The sequence below is a fragment of the Streptomyces sp. NPDC029292 genome (assembly GCF_055569295.1).
Map to the genome: position 1 here is coordinate 205,171 of NZ_JBVHXR010000007.1, position 15,911 is coordinate 221,081.

The following is a 15,911-nucleotide window of genomic DNA, read 5'->3' on the forward strand; positions in this document are numbered from 1 at the left end:
GCACCGTTCGCAATCGTCACGCCACGATTTTCGTCGTGCTCGCACGTACCGAACACATGGGGAGAACGTCCGTGGCCCGCCGCACCCTGACCACCACCGCCACCGCCGCCGCCTTCGCCGCGACGGCGACCCTGCTGCTCACCGCCTGCGGCGGCAGCAACGACGACTCGTCCTCGGATGACATCAAGGGGGCGGATTCGGGGTCGAGCAGTCCGTCTGCTTCCGCCTCGGCGTCGACGCCGTCCAAGGTCAAGCATCCGGTGATCACGCTCCCGAGCAGCTTCCAGCTCACGTTCGAGAACTGGACGAGCAGCGACGCCGGCGAACAGGCCGTGCTCAACGACGCCAAGGAGGAACTACGGGCGGGGTACGCGGCGATCATCGCCAACGAGCCCGACGGCGGTGACGCCCTTGCCTTCTACGACACCAAGAACGGCCTCTCGCAAAGCACCCAGTGGATCAAGACCTACACGGACAAGAACGTCACCGTCATTGGCAAACTGCCCGCCTTCACCCCCAAGGTCACCTTGGTCGGCAACGGCGAAGCGACGGCGTCCCTCAGCTACTGCACAGACGAAAGCCAGGCGTACACGAAGAACCGCAAGACAGGCGAGGAGGTGGGGAATCCTGCGGGCACAGACCCTGAGGTCGCTTACTCGGTCACGCTGAGAAAGAGCGCTCAGGGCGTGTGGCAGAACGACTCTGTCACCTCACAGAGGGGCGGGTGCTCGAAGTGAAGCCGTGGCGCAAGGGACTCCCTGTGATCGCCACGTCAGTTGTCACGGCGCTCCTGGGGTCCACTCCCGCCAACGCGTTCGGAGGATCACCCAAGTCAGCGGCCCCACCGGCGGAAAGCAGGGCACCCTCTCTTCGGTGGACGTGAACTGGGAGCCGCCCCCTGCTGGTACGAGCCCGTCTTCACTCCCGCACAGCTGAAGAACTTCTCGGAGACCGACGGCAACGGTGACGTCAGCCTCCGCCAGGGCTGGATGGGAACGGGCCCCTGTGGACCGACCACTTCAAGGACGAGAAGGACGGCTGAAGGCGGCCCTGGCCGAGCGGGTCATGGCGCAGGCCGAGGCAGCGCACGCGAACGGCGGCGTGGAGATGTACCTCGTCAATCAACTCATCGGCCAGGTCCCGGTCTCCGCCGGCCTGATCGTCACCGTCCTGCAGCCCCCGCCTGGCACCGCGCCCGGGGACCTCTCCGACATCGCGCTCTCTCTGGGGGCGCCTGGTGACGGTGACGTGACCATGGCCGACCTGCCCGCCGGTCCGGCCGTACGGCACCTCTACCGCCGCCGCCCCGCGCCCGACGACCCGGACGGCAACAAGCTCCTGGTCACGCACCTGGACGTCTACCTCGCGGTACCGCAGAGCGGCCAGCGCCTGCTGCTCTCCTTCTCCACGCCGATGGAACCGCTGGCGGAAGCGCTGGTCACCCTCTTCGACTCGATCGCCCGCACCCTGCAATGGATGGCCTGATCCCTCATGCCCGAGTTCTCCGCGTCCACCGTGCGCATGCAGGCGCCCGACGACGCAGTCGCTCTCCCCGTACGTGAACTGGTCGACCTCGCCTCCTGGGCCACGGACGCGGCCCGGCAGCGCGTCGGCGTCGGCGCCGGAGTCGGCGCCGACGAGAACGAGCGGCTGATCGAGGCGCTGGCCGAAGAACTGCACCAGGCCGTCGCCGACGCGCGCACCCGAGGCCCGGTCACCGCCCTCTCGTACGTCCCCGAGCCACACCTCGGCGAACTGGCCCGCATCGAGTTGTCGGCCCTGGTCACCGACGACACGTACCCGACGATGACCGTCGACCTCCTCCACCGTTACCTCGCCGCCTCCACGGACATCTCTTTCCGCCCGCCCACGGCGGAGCTCCGCACCCTTCCCGCCGGCCCGGCGGTTCGCGTCCGGCACGCGTATGTCCAGGACGCGAACCGGGACGGCACGGGCACGGGCACGGTCATGGAGACCTGCGCCTACGGAATCGTTCCTGACGAGAAGTGGGGCCTGGTGCTGCTCACTTCGTGGCGCGCCCTCGCACACACCGAAGCCCTGTGCGCGCTGACGGACAGCCTCGCCCGCACGGTCACGGTGACGGTGACGTCGTGACGTCGAACGGCTGAGGCCCTCAAGCCGGAGCCTCGACCCGCGCGGCGGTCCGTTGGTCCCGGAGTCATCCCAGCCCCGCCATCCAGTCCCGCCAACCAGCCCCGCCATCCACAATTCGTCCACACTGCCTCTCCAGGCCCTTCCGTAACATGGCCAGTCCAATGAGTTCGCGGAGGGACGCACCCATGGAAGCGCTGGCGCCGGACGACGCCCGGGAGATAGCCGGTTACCGACTTCGGGCCCGGCTCGGCGAGGGCGGCATGGGGATGGTGTACCTGTCGCACACGCGTGGCGGGCAGCCGGTGGCCCTGAAGGTCGTACGGCGGGAGTACGCGCAGGACCCGGAGTTCCGGCGACGCTTCACGCAGGAGGTCACCGCCGCCCGCCGAGTGCAGGGCCCCTACACCGCGCCGGTGTTGGACAGTTTCACCGACGGCCCCGAGCCCTGGCTCGCCGTCAGTTACGTACCGGGCCCCTCCCTTTCGTCCGCCGTGTACCAGCACGGCGTGCTGCCGGTGCGAACCGTCCTGCAGTTGACGGCGGGCATCGCCGAGGCCCTCCAGACCATCCACGCGGCGGGGGTCGTTCACCGCGACCTCAAGCCGTCCAACGTGCTGCTGGCCTCCGACGGACCGCGTGTCATCGACTTCGGTATCGCCCGTGCCGCCGACACCACCGCCCTGACCGGAACGGACGTCCGACTCGGTACGCCCGCCTACATGGCACCGGAGCAGGCCATGGGCAGCGAAGTCACCCCTGCCCTGGACGTCTTCGCGCTCGGACTGATCACGTACTTCGCGGCGACCGGCCGTCATCCGTTCGGAGACGGCTCCTCGCACGCCCTGCTGTACCGGATCGTCTCCAACGAACCCGACCTGACCGCCTGCCCCGAGGAACTGCGCGGCATCGTCAACGCCTGCCTGGCCAAGGATCCGGCCGCCAGGCCGACACCGGCGCAGATCATCGAGGCGTGCAACACCCTTGCCGGTACGGGGGGTTTGGTGCGTCACGAGGGCTGGTGGCTGCCGCCGGCAGTGGCGCAGCAGATCGCCCAGCAGGAGCAGACGATGCGGCTGCACTCGGCGCCCGCCACCCCTGCTCCGGCCGTCGTCGCACCGCAGACGCCCCCGGTGCCGGTGCCCACGCAGCCCGGTCTCTCGCCGAATGCCGCCTTCGCGGCCGCCGCCCCGACGCGGCCCGCGCACGCTCCGGCCGAGGGCTTCATGGCCGCCTCCGCACCCGCCGCGCCGTCGCCCTACGCTCCGCCGTCCTATGCTCCGCCGTCCACGCCTCCGTCGACGCCCTCGTCCACGGCGGCAGCTCCGGCCGCGAAGCGCCGTCGTACCCCGCTGATCGCCACCGTCGCCGTGGTGGGCGTACTCGCCGTCGGAGGCGGCTCGTTCGCCGCCTACCAACTGCTCTCGGACAACACCGCCACGGACAAGGACACCACGGGGTCCGACGGGTCCAAGTCCAGCTCAGTGGGCGCCAGTCCCAGTGCCGGCGCCACCGGGGAGGCGAGTGCGGGAGCGGCGTCCACGGACGCTCCCAAGACGGAGGCCGGGTGGGAGATCAGCGCTCGGGACAAGAGCGTTGTGATCCGCGCCCCGAAGTACTACGCCAATGCCAAGGACATCGGTTCCGGCACGATGTGCCAGCCCTCCGACGTCACCACCATGGACATCAACGACCTCGCCGTGGATACCAACCAGCTCTCCCTGCCGGATTCCGGCCGCTGGCTCACCTACACGGATTGCCCGGACCCCATCAAGGAGAACGGCATACGCCTCGCCGACGGCGGCGGCTCCTTCAGCACCATCACCGAACGCCGCCCCACCCCCACCGCTTGCCGCGACGCCGCCCGCGAGGCCACGCTCCCCAACCCCATCCCTGTGAGCAAGATCAGGGACGACTCGCTCCTCAAGGTCGGCACCGGCTTGTGCATCGAGTCCAGCGACGGTCCGGTCACCCAACTCTGGATCACCAAAATCAACAAAGATCCCGAGAACGACAATCTGAGCACCTACGTGGTGACGGCGACGCAGTGGAAGCCCGAGTGAACCCTTACGCCCCGGGAGCGCCCGATGCCGCCGAGTGCGGATCGGGTACGTGGACCCCTGCGCGGCGGGCGCGTTCGACGGCGTGCGGGCCGGCTCCGTGGGCGTCGGCGGGAATGGACCAGTTGTAGCTGGGGCGCTGGTGGATCACGTAGAGGCGGCGGGGGCCCGGGACGGCGATGACGGCGGCGAAGCGGGGGTCGCCGGCGAACCGGATTGTCTTGGCCTGGGCGGTCTTCGCTGTGTTGAAGCCTCGCCCCAGACGCCGTCTCCACCATGCGGACCGAATGTGCACGCGCAGGATCACGGGCACCGTCTCGTCGGGTCGCTCGAGGTCGGGAAAGCTCAACCAGACATCACCCGCCGTGGTACCAGGGATTTCCCCGATGCCGCTCTCCGGGGCCTCGAACACCTGCCAGGGGTATTCCTGCAGGAGACGGCGGGTGCGGAAGGCCCAGGTGATGTAGGCGGGCTGGAGGAAGGTCCGATAGAACGAGTAGAGCAGCGGGATGAAAAAGAGCCACAGCGTCCAGGTGATCGACATGATCACGTACCACGCCAGCAGGCCCACCCATGCCACTGGCCAGAGGATCTGGCCGACAATCGCGTAAGTGATGAGCTTCGTCCAGGCACGGCGCGTGGCCGGGTCGTCCCAGGCTGTCGGATGGTGCGTGGGGGGCATGTCATTCCTCATGGAGTGCATCAGGGAGCGGGTTGTCGAAGCTGACCATGTGGGCGATGTCCCGGAGCAGAGTTCGATAGTGCTGCGCCCGGTCGACCGCGGTCGTGGCCAATGTCAGGATCGCGATGCGCTTGCCATCGGGGCAGGGAACGTACGCGGTGACCTGGAGCAGCTGCCGCTGCGCGGCAAGCCCCGCCTCCGGTGGCCCCGTCAGACGGGTCTGTACGAGAGCGGCCGGACCGCACGGAAGGTCAAGGGGCTCGACGTGTTCAGCATCCTCCGTGCCCGCGGCTGCGCGGGCCGCGAGGACGCTTCGCGGGGCCCAGTCGGTCGTTCTCCAGGCCAGGGTGAACAGGGACAGCAATGGGCCGCCATCACCCTCGTCGTCCGCGTGCAGTCCGAGCGAGCAGTGGATGGTGCCAGTCTCCAGGAGTACCTGGGCCATCCGGCGGACCGGAGTGAGATCGGTGAGCAACCGCTGCCGGGCCGCCGCATCGGGGAACGCCTCCATCAGCGGACGCAGCGTGTCCCCCAGAGGCACGGCCTCCGGGTTGTTCCCCGCCTCCGTCAGTTCCAGGAGCGGGAGTGCGACGAAGCCCGCGGGCAGCGCGAACCAGATGTCGGTGTCCTGGCTCCGGGCGGAGTCGTCAATCAGGAACGGAGCGCTGCTCATGACGCCTCCCTTGCCCCGACCAGCAGGAAGTGGAGGGCTCCCGCTGTCGCCGGAAGGTCGACTCCCAGGGTTCTGGGCCCGTCCAGGACACTGCTGACCACACTGGTCGCGTCATTGTCCAGACTCTCCACAAAGCTGCCGGCCACACCAACAACAGCGGTTCCGGCTCCCAGCAATGTCGCCGGTTTGTCGATCTTTTCCACAATCGGAGCCAGTCGTCCGCCGAACACCCTGGGATGAGCCAAGACGCTCGTGGCGCCTTCAGCGGCGGTGGCCTCCGTCTTGATCGAGGTCCCAATTGTCTTGATCGAGGTCCCGACCCTGGTCCCGACCTGGGCGATCTTCTGCCCGAGCGTCAGCACCTCGCCGGCCTCTCCCACCGCCCCGGACATCGCGGCCAATGCTTCCGGAGCCTTCATGGCTCCCTTGAGTACCGCCCCCAACCCTGGCAGCATCCCCAGAAAGTCCCCCGTAACCCCCAACGCGTTGCTCCAGAAGTCGACGTCCAGCTCGCCATGCATGAGGCCGTCCTTCAGAGACGCCATCACCTCAGGATCGCTGACCCTCATCGCGAAAGCCGCCCCGCTCAGCAGCCCCGCCGCCAGGAAGAGCATCCAGGGCGCGATCGCCGTGAGGCCCAGCAGCGCGATCACCCCCAGCACGGCTGCGCACGCGCTGAGGATGTCGGGCAGGTTGTCTCCCAGCCAGTCCGTGAACTTGTCCCACATCCTCGGCTCATGCGGTGCCAGCTTGTGGGTGGCGTCCCCGATGAGGCGGGCTCGGTTGCGGGCGGTGTTCTCGTGCTCGGTCGCGAGTGAGCGGGCGCGGCGCAGTACGTCGTCCAGGTTCTCCTTCGCCGTCGTGACCGCGCTGTTCGCCTTGGTCAAGGTCGAGTGCGCGTCGTCATAGGCGCGCCCCTTGTCCTTGTCCAGGGCCGGGTCGTTCTTCGCCTTGTCCGCGTGGCCCTGGGCACGCTCCAGCGCATCGCGTGCGTCTTTGGCCTCGCCGTCGAGCTTCTTCGCCCGTCGCTGGAAATCCTCAAGGTCTCCGATCCACAAGTGCAGCTGTTTGGCGGCCTTGCCGACGGAGTGAGCGCCGTTCTGCAGGTTGATCGGCAGCGGGCCGCCCTGCAGTTCCTCGCGGAACGCAACCGCCGCGTCGCCCTCCCAGTAACTGCCGTCCATCAGCTTCATGACCTTGGAGTGGGCCTTCTCCATCTCCTTCACGCAACCGGTCAGCTTGTGGTGGAGGCCCCGTACCAAATCCGTGCTGCCGGGCGCGGGATTGAAGCCGAGGTGTGTGTAGGGGTTCGTGACGCCCGGGTCGGACTTCAGGCCCTGGGGACGATCAGTGTCCGCGGTGGGAACGGTCACTTCTTCTGCCCCTTGTGCATGGCCTTCTCCAGGGCCTTCTCCAGGGCCACGTCCACCTCGTGGAAGTCGTCCTTGGCCTTCTTCGTGATGTCCGTGAGCGCCTCGATCCGCTCGGCGATCTCCTTGGCCCCGTAGTGCCAGTCCTCCTGGAACTGGTCACACGCCTTGTCCAGATCGTCGGTGCCGAGTCCGTCGACGCCCGAGTCCCGCAACGCCTTCTGCAGAGAGATGAAGGCGTCTTTCGCTTTCGTCAAGTCCCGGTAGAACTTGTCCAGTTCGGTGCCATCGACCTTCAGGTGGTCCGCCATACAAGGTTCCCGTTCATGACTTACTTGCTTTCCGGCGTCCGCCGGACACCCGGACCCGGACCGGACCCGGACACGGATGAACAATAGGCCTCAGCCGACCTCGTTCTCCGCCACCGCCTGGCCATGGACGACCACGTCGCCGCCGTAGAACATGCCGGTAAAGACCGGGGAGTACGTCAGCTGCACCTCGACCTCGACCTGGTCGGCGTTGGCGGCGACGCAGTGGGTCGCCGCGATGTCGGCGCCGGACATGCCCATCTCGCGGGCGAAGGCTTTTACGCGGGCGCCGCAGTTCTCGTACCGGATGGGGGCGGGGCCGCTCTGGTTCTCGTACAGCTGCTCCGTGTCGATGTCCTGGGCGGCGTAGCGCGCGGCCTGTTCGGCGATGTCGGCGGCGCGTTCCCGCTTGGAGATGGACATGCCGCCGTCGATGACGAAGGCCGACAGGGAGAGGAAGACGATCGCGAAGATGATGACGGCACCGGCGCCCGAACCTCGGTCGTCGAGGCGGGCTCGGCGGGCCTGCACCCAGGCGCGTACGGCGGTCCCGGCGGACGCCCTCATCTCCCCCATCACGCCTTCCTCTTGAAGGGGTCGAGCGGCGAAGTGAACGACGACGTCAGATGGGTCGGGATGTCCAGGCCAAGCATGGCCAGGCCCCGTACCTCACAGCTCACCTCGACCGTGAAGAGCTCGGCATTCGCCCAGCCGGCGCTGGTCTTGGTCACGGTCACCGGACCGGAGCAGACGTCCGACAGGTCGGCGTCGGCCGCCTTGCGGGCCTCCGACATCGCGACGCCCTCTTCCTTCTGGATCGAACCGGCGCGTGCGGCGTCGCGTGCGGCGCCGTCCAACGCCCCGCGTCCGTCCACCAGTTGCCCGAAGGCCACCAGCACGAGGATGAAGAGGATCATCACCGGAGCGAGGATCACCACCTCGATCGTCGACAGCCCACGGTCACCGTCACTGTCACGGGATGCCCGGGCCCGTACGAAGGAGAGCAGACTCGTCATCAGTTCTGCTCCTCCTTCACGAACCTCTCCACCGGCCCGGACGACTGCGCGTGCACCGTGAAATCCAGCCCCGGAAAGACCGTGGGCACCTTCGCCGTGATCTCCACCCCGACCGTGGTCTGCTCCGGCTGGAGCATCGTCACGTCAGGGGACAGGACAAGCTGCGGGCCGAGCTGACGGATGTAGCTGTCCACCACGTCACGCGCCTCGCCGCGCCACGCGCCGGGTTGCTCGTCGGCCGTGGCGCGCGCCTTGCGGGCGCCCGCCTGGGCCGCCGCCTGGGCGACGTGATCCGCGAAGAAGTACAGCGCGAACTGCACCGTCGCGAAGATCATGAAGAAGAGCACCGGCGTGAGCAACACGAACTCGATCGCGGTCATGCCGGAGTCGCCCCGGGTGGAGGCGGCCTCCACCCGGCGGCGTACCCAGCGACGTACGCGCACCAGTAACCCCGTAGTTGTAGAAGGAGAAGTCAGCGGACGGGCGTCAGCAGGTCTTGTCCGCGCTCGCGCCCTGGATGCAGTTGCCGACCTTGTCCGCGCCGCCCTTCAGCGCGGCATTGATGATCGCGGCAACCACACCGACGATCGCCACGACGACCGCGGAGATGATGACCCACTCGACCGCGGACGCACCCCGGTCGAGTTCGCCGGAGCGGGCGCGCTGCACCCGGCCCTGGAGGAAGGTGATCAGGAAGTCCACCCCCGGGATCCCGGTGCTGAAGTTCCGTCCGTTCATGGTGAGTTGTCCTCTCGAAAAGAAGTAGATGTAGGGGTCGACATCAGACCTGGAACACGCGCATCGCGGCGGGGAAGATGAGGAAGACCAGGAAGCCGGCACAGAGCAGCAGCTGCGCCACCAGCATCGACTGCGACTTCTCACCCGCGCTGCCCTCGATCTCGGAGAGTTCGCGGTGCCGCATCGTCTCGGCGCGCGAGGCGAGCGACTCGCGCACCTTCGCGCCGTCGTCCGCGACCAGCGCCAGTGAGGCGGAGAGATCCTTGAGCTCCTCGACGCCCAGCTCCTCGCCGAGCGAGCCGAGGGCCTGCCACTGGCTGATGCCGGTGATCCGGGCGTCGGCGAGCGCGTTGCGGATGCGCTGCGTCGCCCAGCCGTCGGAGACCTCGGCGGCGGCCATCAGCGCCTCGGGAAGACCCCGGCCGCCCGCCAGACTCATCGACACCAGGTCCAGATAAGCGCCGATCACGCGCCGCAGGTCACGCCGCTTGTCCGCCGCGTCCCGCCGCACCTCCACATCCGGGAGGAAGAAGAAGACAGTCGCGAAGAGCAGCGCCAGCCAGACGGGAATGATCGGGCTGCTGCCGAAGCCCAGAGTCCAGACGACGGCGAAGAGGAGCGGACCGAAGAAGAGACCCGCCGCGGCCAGCAGCACCTTCGTCGCGAGAAACTTCTCCCAACTCCGGTCCATGACCGCCAGGTCGGCGCGCATCGAACGCAGTTCCCAGCCCTGCTGCATGTAGAACTCGGCAACCCGCTGGCCCACTTGGGCCCGTACGCTCCCGATCCGCCCCGTGTTCGTGTCCTTGCTGTGGTGCGCGGACTCGTACGCCGCTCCCCGCGCCCGCATCGCGTCGATGCGCGCGACCTGAGCGACCGCACTGCGCTTCGACGGCATGAGGGCGCGTACGAGAGCGTAGAACCCAAGCCCCAGGACGGCACCGATCACGATCGGCATGGTCAGGTTCATCGACGTACCCCCTCATCCGGCAGGGACTGGGCAGGCGTACCAGGCGTACCAGGCGTACGGGGACGTACGAACTGGACCGACGACTCGTCGCGCACCAGGAACCGTTCCGGCGTCTCGATGGTGGACAGCTTGCGCAGCCACAGGAAGCCGAGCGCGAACAGGCCGCAGACACCGGCGAGCACGACCTGTCCGACCGCCGTGCTGTACGGCTGGACGAAGTCGCGATTGAAGATCGACAGGCCGAGGACGAAGGCGATGGTCACCGCGATGACGATCTGGACCGAGCGGCGGGTCGAGGCGCGCTGCGCCATGACCCGCTGCCGCATGTCGACTTCCTCGCGCGCCGACTTGGCCAGCGCGCCCAGCACCTGCCGCAAACCAGGGCCGCGCAGCCGTGCGTTGAGGATGAGCGCGGCGACGATGATGTCCGCGGAGGCGTCGTTGATCTCGTCGGCCAGGTGCTGCAAGGCCTCGGGCAGTGGCGTACGGGATCGCAGCCGGTCCACCAATGCGTCGAGGTGCGGCCGCAGTACGGGAGCGGAGGCACGCGCCGAGGCGGGGATGGCCTGCTCCAGGCCGACCGCGCCCGCGATCGTGTCGCGCAGCGACTCGGTCCAGGACGCGAGGGCCTCTACGCGGCGCATGGCGGCCCGCTCCTCCGAGGCGCCGCCGAAGAGCTTGTCCCAGAAGAAGACGAGGATCCCGGCCGCGACACCGGCGACTGCCCAGCGGGTGAGCAGAAGGACGACGAGACCGGCGATGGCGGCGATCGAGCCGCGCTGCCCGGCGAACCGGATCAGCTCGCCGGCCCGTTCGTTCGCCTTCTGCTTCTCGTGCTCGGGCTTGGCGGGCAGTCCGCGTACGGCGACGGCGAACAGCGCGAGGCCACCGCCGACGGCGACACCGGACGCGAGCGCGAACAGGACGGTCGTGGAGAACAGCCCGCCCATGGAACCGAGCGAGTCGAGAGCCGCGAGAGAGGTCATGTCGTGGGTCGTGGTCATCGCATGGCTCATGGCCATCTCTTGGGTCATGGTCATCCCCAATTCCCGCTGCCGGGCAGCCGGTAGCCCTGCGCGACGAGGTCGTCGAGGCAGGCGATGGGCGCGTGCGGGACGATCCGGCCGTCCGGGGCCTCGGCGAACACCTCGCTGGACAGCACGCGTCCGTCGACGCCGTTGACCTCGCGGACGGAGGTGACCATGCGCTGGAGGCGGCCGCCCGTCTCGTAGTTGTTGCGCCGCTGGATGAAGACGACGAAGTTCACGGCGCCCGCGATGAGCATCTGGCTGGCCTCGATGGGCAGTCGCTCGGTCGCCTGGAGCGCGTACGTGGAAATACGGTTGAAGACCTCCGCGGAGCTGTTCGCGTGGATCGTGGACAGCGAGCCGTCGTTGCCCTGCGACATCGCGTTGAGCATGGTCACGATCTCGTCGCCGAGGACCTCACCGACGATGACGCGGGAGGGGTTCATACGGAGGGACCGTCGCACCAACTCGGCCATGCTGATGGTGCCTTGGCCCTCGGAGTTGGGCAGGCGCTCCTCGAACGCCACCACATTCGGGTGGAGGTCTTCGAAGGTGTCGAGCCCGAGCTCCAGGGCGCGTTCGACGGTGATGAGGCGCTCGTGCGGCGGGATCTCGTTGGCGAGGGCGCGCAGGAGGGTCGTCTTACCGGCGTTGGTGGCACCGGCGATCATGATGTTCTTGCGCGCGCGGACGGCGCAGGCGAGGAAGTGCGCGACCTCGGGCGAGATCGTCCCGTTGCCCACCAGGTCGGAGACGAAGACCTTGCCCATGCGGGCACGACGGATGGACAGGGCGGGCCTGCGTGTCACGTCCATGACCGCGGAGAGACGCGACCCGTCCGGCAGCCGCAGGTCGAGCTGCGGATTGGCGGAGTCGAAGGGCCGGGAGGAGAGACCGGAGTACGCACCGAGGATCTGGATCAGCTCGACGAGCTCTTCGTCGGTCTCGGCGACGGGATCGCCCTTCTCCTCCCGCCCGTCGGCGTATCCGATGAAGACCTGGTCGTACCCGTTGATGTCGATGTTCTCGACTTCCGGGTTGTCGAGCAGCGGCTGCAGGCGCCCCACGCCGAAGAGGGCGGCGTGCACGGCGGCCGCGTACTGCTCCTCGGTCTCGGCGTCGAGGGGGGTGCGGCCGAGGTTGATCTCGGTGCGCGCGTAGTCCTCGAGTATCTGGGCGATGACGGCGCGCGCGTAGTGCCGTTCGTCCTCGTTGGACATCGGCGTGACATTGCGGACCTGGTCCTCGCGGCGCTGCTCGGCGATACGGTCACCGGCGTCCTGCCGGAACCGCTTGACCAACTGGTGGTCGACGGCAGTCATCGGCCGGCCCCTGCCGTGGGCCCATTGACCTGGCCATGGGCGGGTACGGTCCAGGCGGCGCCGTACTGCTGGTACAGATCCGCGGTGACCTTGCGGGCCGAGCGGATGAGCAGCGACTTGTCGAGCCGCCCGCGCTTGCGACCGGCCAACTGGTCGGCGCCGACGGGGTCGTCGGCGAGCGTGCCCACGACGCGGGCGCCCGTCTGGGCGGCCACCAGCATGTCGTTGACCTGGTGGACGAGCTTGGCGGAGTCGCTCGGGTCGGCGATGAGGATGACCCCGATGAGAGGCGTGGCGAGGGTGGCCGCGCCGCGGGGACCGCCGTGCAGCTTGGCGGACAGGGCGGCCGCCCTGTCCCGTACCCGCGCGATGGCCTCCGGCTCGGTGCGCGAGATGAGCAGCACGAGGGCAGCCTGCGAGAACATCTCGACGGCCGGGGTGTCTCCGCTGATCCGCCCGCAGTCGGCGATGACATCGGCGGGCGCGTGCGGCGAATCGGCGAGCTGCGCGAAGGCACGGCCGAGGGTGGGCCAGAGGCCCGCGAGCCCGGCGGCCTGCTCGGCGACACCGAGCCCGACGAGCACCTCGAGCCCACCGCTCAACGGCTGTACGTGGTCCCAGAGTTGGTCCGGTACGAGGCCGCGGCGGGCGGTGGCCGCTATCGACAGCATGCCGGTGTTGGGGTTCAGCGGCCCACCGTGGGCCGCCGCACTCCGATAGACGAGGTCGCCGCCGGCGGGGTCCGTCTCGGCGAGCAGGACCCTGCGGGGCCAGACCGCCGACAGGGCTACCGCGGCGGTGGTGACGCCGGGGGAACCCTTGTCCGCGGCGAGGGCGATGAGCGCCATGTCTCTTTACTCACTCGCCTTTAGTTGCCGGGGACGAGAACGACGGAGACCTCGCCCGCGGCGGCGGCCGCGGTGAGGGCGGGCACGTCGTTCTGGTCGACGAGCAGGGTGATGGAGAGGTTGCCGGTGCTCACGGTGGCGTCGCTGCTGTCGCTCTTGGTGTTGACGCGCGCGTTCTCCACGATCAGCGAGTTGCTGCTACTCGACGACGAACTGGACGAACTGCTGCTACCGGAGCTGCCGCTGTCGCCGACACGGTAGGCGGACACGATGTCGCCCGCCTTGATGTCGGCGGGGTACTGGCCCTCCTTGAGGGCGAGGCCGACGGAGGCCTTACCGGCGGGGAGGGTGCTCTTGCTGGCGAACATGTCGCCGATGACGACGGTCCCCGCGTAGATGGTGGACCTTGCCTTGAGCGCCTTGAGGTCGCTGAGCTGGCTCCACTTGACGTAGTGGATGCTGGCGTCGTCCGCGACCATCACGGAGGTCACGTGGCTGCCCACGGACTCACCGGCCTGGATGTCACTCGTCACCTGCACGACCTCGACACGATCCCCGGCGCGCAGCACCAGCATGGTGGCACCCAGAGCGCCAACGAGGATCAGGAGCACCGCGAGAGCGGCGAGCGCGGGTTTGCGCTCGCGAGGCGGCGCGGGAAGGCGCTCACCCATCGCAGGCTGAGCCGGCGCAGCGGAGCGGTGGTTGCCCGCCCCCGGACGCTCTTGGATCTTCACGCAACCGCTCCCCGTACACCCAAGAAGATTTCTGCCAATTATCGTGCCATTTTGGACACTTCACCCCCGTGCGCCCTTACTGGACGTACCGCCCGACCTGGCCAAATAGCCAGCGCTGGAGCGAGTGTCAAGCCATGGCACCGTATCAGTCACACATAAGCCCCTCAAGGCGCGTTATGGAACGCGAACCTCACAGCGCCCGACGTTATCCACGCGCAACGAGGGGTGGGTGGTTCCCTGTTGAATACGAGGGTGCGTACGGGGGTGTGGCTGTGCGGGCGCGAACTGCCGCGGCGCCCCTGCGGGGCCTCCCTCACGAGGGCCCCACGATCTCTCCACCAGGTGCTCACCGGGCGGGGGGGCGGGCCGATGTGAGCTACACCCGCACGGAGGAAGAGGTTGAGTTCACTGGAGTTCAAATCCCCCTGCCGCTACCCCGATGTCAGTCCCAAAGCCGGGCCGACGATCCTCGAACTCGACAAAGCTCCCTTCGCCGCCCTCCATCCACCGGATCTCCTCCAGGAGGCGCCGCGGCTCGGTGAATCCGCGCCCGGGACTGGTAGTCCCGCCCTTGGTCCGCGTGTTGGCATAGCGCATCTTGAGGAAGGGAAGGGGATCTCGATCGAGGTTGTTCATACGCAGCATCCGATACTGGGTCACTGCCTCTACTGGGTCACTGCCTCGCCGAGCGTTTCGTCTCCGGAGAACTCACAGGCGTACGCCGGGGACATCAGGCGCACGAACGGCGTCAGCTGCGGATGTTCGACGCGGTAGAAGCGGTGCACCTCGGGCGCCACGCCGACGACCACGTCGAACCTGCGCCCCGTTGGCCCCTTGAAGCCTTCGAACGACCCGAGGAAGTGGTTGCGCGCGAAGATCTCCGCCTCGAGGTCCCGGGCGAACTCCAGGGTGGCAACGGCCAGTTCCTGGTCGTAGAAATCCCTGCCGCTCAGCTGCAGCAGACGCTCACCATCGGCCGAGAGCCTCCGGCGAAGTCGATGCCCGGTGCGCGGGACCACTGCCAGGCGTCGGGCAGTAGGGCTTGTGGCTGGTCCCTGGCACCGACCCCGTACGAAGGGGCTATCGTCCTTTGCTTCCGCCACCGCCCGTAGGCCGACGTACGGGATCGCCCTGGCCCATCCCGACCACCCGACCAGCCCGACCAGCCCGAGGAGCTCCCCCCGCATGAAGCGCACCGCCGCCCTGACCGCCGCGACCACGCTGTCCCTCGCCGCCGTGCTCACCGCCTGCGGGGGCTCGGACAACAACACGGACACCGGCAGCAAGCCGGAGACGTCGGCCTCGCCCACCAAGACGCTGAGCCCGGCTGAGCAGGTCGCGCAGCTGATGGTGACCACAGCCGAGGCTCCCGGGTACACGATCGACAAGGCCAGCACCGACTACGCGCTGGCCAAGTCCCAGGACGAGGTCACCGTCGACAAGACGGCCTGCGCGTCCTTGGCGTACGCGATGAACCAGCTCCCGCTCGGCAAGCCGCAGGCCACGCTGACGCGTACCGCGAGGACCGACAAGGCGGACGCCGTGACGACGTACGTCACCCTTTCCACCTACGCCTCCGGTGCGGCCCAGACCGCCATGGCCGACCTCTCCAAGTCCCTCAAGCCCTGCGCCGGCGGCTTCACGGCCAAGGGCAGCGGCGGCAGCAACCCGTACGACTCGGTCACCCCGGAGACCACACCCACGGCCGGCGACGAGTCCCTCGCCTTTGCCGCCACCTTCGACGCGAACGGCAACACCCAGACCGTCCGCACCCAGGTCAGCCGCTTCGGCGACACCGTCGTCACGTACTTCAGCATGGACACGTCGGCCGTGATGGGGTCGGGGGCCGGGGACGCGAAGGTGCCTGCCGGCCTGGTGAAGGTTCAGGACGCGAAGTTGGGGTGACGTACTGACGTACCCGAGGTCCGGAGCGGCCCGATCGCACCCGCGAAAGACCCGCAGCCACGCCTGGCCCCGGCACTTCTGTGAGCGTCCGGGGCCGGGCATTTCCGGGGGGACACGATCAGGGCACAGAAGGTGATCGTTTTGC

20 protein-coding genes are annotated in these 15,911 nt (G+C 68.4%); 5 read left to right on the forward strand and 15 right to left on the reverse strand.

Features of this window, described 5'->3' with window-relative positions:
* The first annotated feature begins 35 nt into the window (after positions 1-35).
* From ACZ4WS_RS17955 to ACZ4WS_RS17970, 4 genes are all read left to right on the forward strand, one after another.
* A complete protein-coding gene (locus tag ACZ4WS_RS17955; protein WP_467981421.1) occupies positions 36-737 on the forward strand; it encodes a hypothetical protein in 702 nt (233 codons plus the stop codon).
* A gap of 268 nt (positions 738-1,005) precedes the next feature.
* Positions 1,006-1,485, forward strand: coding sequence for a hypothetical protein (locus ACZ4WS_RS17960; protein WP_467981423.1), 480 nt, complete (start codon positions 1,006-1,008; stop codon positions 1,483-1,485).
* A 6-nt stretch (positions 1,486-1,491) separates the two neighbouring features.
* Positions 1,492-2,115 (forward strand): hypothetical protein, encoded by a 624-nt coding sequence (locus ACZ4WS_RS17965; RefSeq protein WP_467981425.1) that lies wholly within the window; start codon positions 1,492-1,494, stop codon positions 2,113-2,115.
* 185 nt (positions 2,116-2,300) lie between these two features.
* Positions 2,301-4,175, forward strand: coding sequence for a serine/threonine-protein kinase (locus ACZ4WS_RS17970; protein WP_467981427.1), 1,875 nt, complete (start codon positions 2,301-2,303; stop codon positions 4,173-4,175).
* A gap of 4 nt (positions 4,176-4,179) precedes the next feature.
* Here the strand turns inward: ACZ4WS_RS17970 and ACZ4WS_RS17975 are convergent, their stop codons facing one another.
* From ACZ4WS_RS17975 to ACZ4WS_RS18045, 15 genes are all read right to left on the reverse strand, one after another.
* Positions 4,180-4,854 (reverse strand): hypothetical protein, encoded by a 675-nt coding sequence (locus ACZ4WS_RS17975; RefSeq protein WP_467981429.1) that lies wholly within the window; start codon positions 4,852-4,854, stop codon positions 4,180-4,182.
* A 1-nt stretch (position 4,855) separates the two neighbouring features.
* Positions 4,856-5,527, reverse strand: a complete 672-nt coding sequence (locus ACZ4WS_RS17980; RefSeq protein ID WP_467981431.1) for a hypothetical protein — start codon at positions 5,525-5,527, stop codon at positions 4,856-4,858.
* Positions 5,524-6,900 carry a putative T7SS-secreted protein gene (locus ACZ4WS_RS17985; RefSeq protein WP_467981433.1) on the reverse strand — a complete coding sequence of 459 codons (1,377 nt, stop codon included), beginning with the start codon at positions 6,898-6,900 and terminating at the stop codon, positions 5,524-5,526. The genes ACZ4WS_RS17980 and ACZ4WS_RS17985 overlap by 4 nt, the downstream gene beginning before the upstream one ends.
* Entirely contained in the window at positions 6,897-7,208 is a 312-nt protein-coding gene (locus ACZ4WS_RS17990; RefSeq protein WP_467981435.1) for a hypothetical protein, read from the reverse strand. Before ACZ4WS_RS17990 ends, ACZ4WS_RS17985 begins: the two co-directional genes overlap by 4 nt.
* A gap of 90 nt (positions 7,209-7,298) precedes the next feature.
* Entirely contained in the window at positions 7,299-7,772 is a 474-nt protein-coding gene (locus ACZ4WS_RS17995; protein ID WP_467981686.1) for a pilus assembly protein TadG-related protein, read from the reverse strand.
* 8 nt (positions 7,773-7,780) lie between these two features.
* Complete coding sequence (locus ACZ4WS_RS18000) at positions 7,781-8,221, reverse strand: TadE/TadG family type IV pilus assembly protein (RefSeq protein ID WP_467981436.1); 441 nt, start codon at positions 8,219-8,221, stop codon at positions 7,781-7,783.
* A complete protein-coding gene (locus ACZ4WS_RS18005; RefSeq protein WP_467981687.1) occupies positions 8,221-8,601 on the reverse strand; it encodes a TadE family protein in 381 nt (126 codons plus the stop codon). Before ACZ4WS_RS18005 ends, ACZ4WS_RS18000 begins: the two co-directional genes overlap by 1 nt.
* Before the next feature lie 106 nt (positions 8,602-8,707).
* Complete coding sequence (locus ACZ4WS_RS18010) at positions 8,708-8,959, reverse strand: hypothetical protein (RefSeq protein ID WP_327430818.1); 252 nt, start codon at positions 8,957-8,959, stop codon at positions 8,708-8,710.
* Positions 8,960-9,002: 43 nt separating this feature from the next.
* Positions 9,003-9,929, reverse strand: a complete 927-nt coding sequence (locus ACZ4WS_RS18015) for a type II secretion system F family protein (RefSeq protein WP_467981438.1) — start codon at positions 9,927-9,929, stop codon at positions 9,003-9,005.
* A complete protein-coding gene (locus ACZ4WS_RS18020) occupies positions 9,926-10,879 on the reverse strand; it encodes a type II secretion system F family protein (protein WP_467981689.1) in 954 nt (317 codons plus the stop codon). The genes ACZ4WS_RS18015 and ACZ4WS_RS18020 overlap by 4 nt, the downstream gene beginning before the upstream one ends.
* Positions 10,880-10,965: 86 nt before the next feature.
* Positions 10,966-12,279 (reverse strand): CpaF family protein, encoded by a 1,314-nt coding sequence (locus tag ACZ4WS_RS18025; protein WP_362506953.1) that lies wholly within the window; start codon positions 12,277-12,279, stop codon positions 10,966-10,968.
* Positions 12,276-13,127 (reverse strand): hypothetical protein, encoded by an 852-nt coding sequence (locus ACZ4WS_RS18030; RefSeq protein WP_467981440.1) that lies wholly within the window; start codon positions 13,125-13,127, stop codon positions 12,276-12,278. Before ACZ4WS_RS18030 ends, ACZ4WS_RS18025 begins: the two co-directional genes overlap by 4 nt.
* 20 nt (positions 13,128-13,147) lie before the next feature.
* Positions 13,148-13,861, reverse strand: a complete 714-nt coding sequence (locus ACZ4WS_RS18035) for a hypothetical protein (RefSeq protein ID WP_467981442.1) — start codon at positions 13,859-13,861, stop codon at positions 13,148-13,150.
* A 405-nt stretch (positions 13,862-14,266) separates the two neighbouring features.
* Positions 14,267-14,497 (reverse strand): hypothetical protein, encoded by a 231-nt coding sequence (locus ACZ4WS_RS18040; RefSeq protein ID WP_467981444.1) that lies wholly within the window; start codon positions 14,495-14,497, stop codon positions 14,267-14,269.
* 29 nt (positions 14,498-14,526) lie between these two features.
* A complete protein-coding gene (locus ACZ4WS_RS18045) occupies positions 14,527-14,880 on the reverse strand; it encodes a hypothetical protein (RefSeq protein WP_467981446.1) in 354 nt (117 codons plus the stop codon).
* Positions 14,881-15,046: 166 nt separating this feature from the next.
* Here ACZ4WS_RS18045 and ACZ4WS_RS18050 point away from each other — a divergent pair, with 166 nt between their 5' ends.
* Complete coding sequence (locus tag ACZ4WS_RS18050) at positions 15,047-15,766, forward strand: hypothetical protein (RefSeq protein WP_467981447.1); 720 nt, start codon at positions 15,047-15,049, stop codon at positions 15,764-15,766.
* Positions 15,767-15,911 lie beyond the last annotated feature (145 nt).

Excerpts from the sequence above, each read along its gene's own strand:
- ACZ4WS_RS18030 (WP_467981440.1), bottom strand. The coding sequence starts at position 13,127 with ATGGCGCTCATCGCCCTCGCCGCGGACAAGGGTTCCCCCGGCGTCACC.
- ACZ4WS_RS17980 (WP_467981431.1), bottom strand. The coding sequence starts at position 5,527 with ATGAGCAGCGCTCCGTTCCTGATTGACGACTCCGCCCGGAGCCAGGAC.
- ACZ4WS_RS18050 (WP_467981447.1), top strand. The coding sequence starts at position 15,047 with ATGAAGCGCACCGCCGCCCTGACCGCCGCGACCACGCTGTCCCTCGCC.
- ACZ4WS_RS17965 (WP_467981425.1), top strand. The coding sequence starts at position 1,492 with ATGCCCGAGTTCTCCGCGTCCACCGTGCGCATGCAGGCGCCCGACGAC.
- ACZ4WS_RS18020 (WP_467981689.1), bottom strand. The coding sequence starts at position 10,879 with ATGGGCGGGCTGTTCTCCACGACCGTCCTGTTCGCGCTCGCGTCCGGT.
- ACZ4WS_RS18000 (WP_467981436.1), bottom strand. The coding sequence starts at position 8,221 with ATGACGAGTCTGCTCTCCTTCGTACGGGCCCGGGCATCCCGTGACAGT.
- ACZ4WS_RS18015 (WP_467981438.1), bottom strand. The coding sequence starts at position 9,929 with ATGAACCTGACCATGCCGATCGTGATCGGTGCCGTCCTGGGGCTTGGG.
- ACZ4WS_RS17990 (WP_467981435.1), bottom strand. The coding sequence starts at position 7,208 with ATGGCGGACCACCTGAAGGTCGATGGCACCGAACTGGACAAGTTCTAC.
- ACZ4WS_RS17995 (WP_467981686.1), bottom strand. The coding sequence starts at position 7,772 with ATGAGGGCGTCCGCCGGGACCGCCGTACGCGCCTGGGTGCAGGCCCGC.
- ACZ4WS_RS17970 (WP_467981427.1), top strand. The coding sequence starts at position 2,301 with ATGGAAGCGCTGGCGCCGGACGACGCCCGGGAGATAGCCGGTTACCGA.
- ACZ4WS_RS18010 (WP_327430818.1), bottom strand. The coding sequence starts at position 8,959 with ATGAACGGACGGAACTTCAGCACCGGGATCCCGGGGGTGGACTTCCTG.
- ACZ4WS_RS18005 (WP_467981687.1), bottom strand. The coding sequence starts at position 8,601 with ATGACCGCGATCGAGTTCGTGTTGCTCACGCCGGTGCTCTTCTTCATG.
- ACZ4WS_RS18040 (WP_467981444.1), bottom strand. The coding sequence starts at position 14,497 with ATGAACAACCTCGATCGAGATCCCCTTCCCTTCCTCAAGATGCGCTAT.
- ACZ4WS_RS18025 (WP_362506953.1), bottom strand. The coding sequence starts at position 12,279 with ATGACTGCCGTCGACCACCAGTTGGTCAAGCGGTTCCGGCAGGACGCC.
- ACZ4WS_RS17975 (WP_467981429.1), bottom strand. The coding sequence starts at position 4,854 with ATGCCCCCCACGCACCATCCGACAGCCTGGGACGACCCGGCCACGCGC.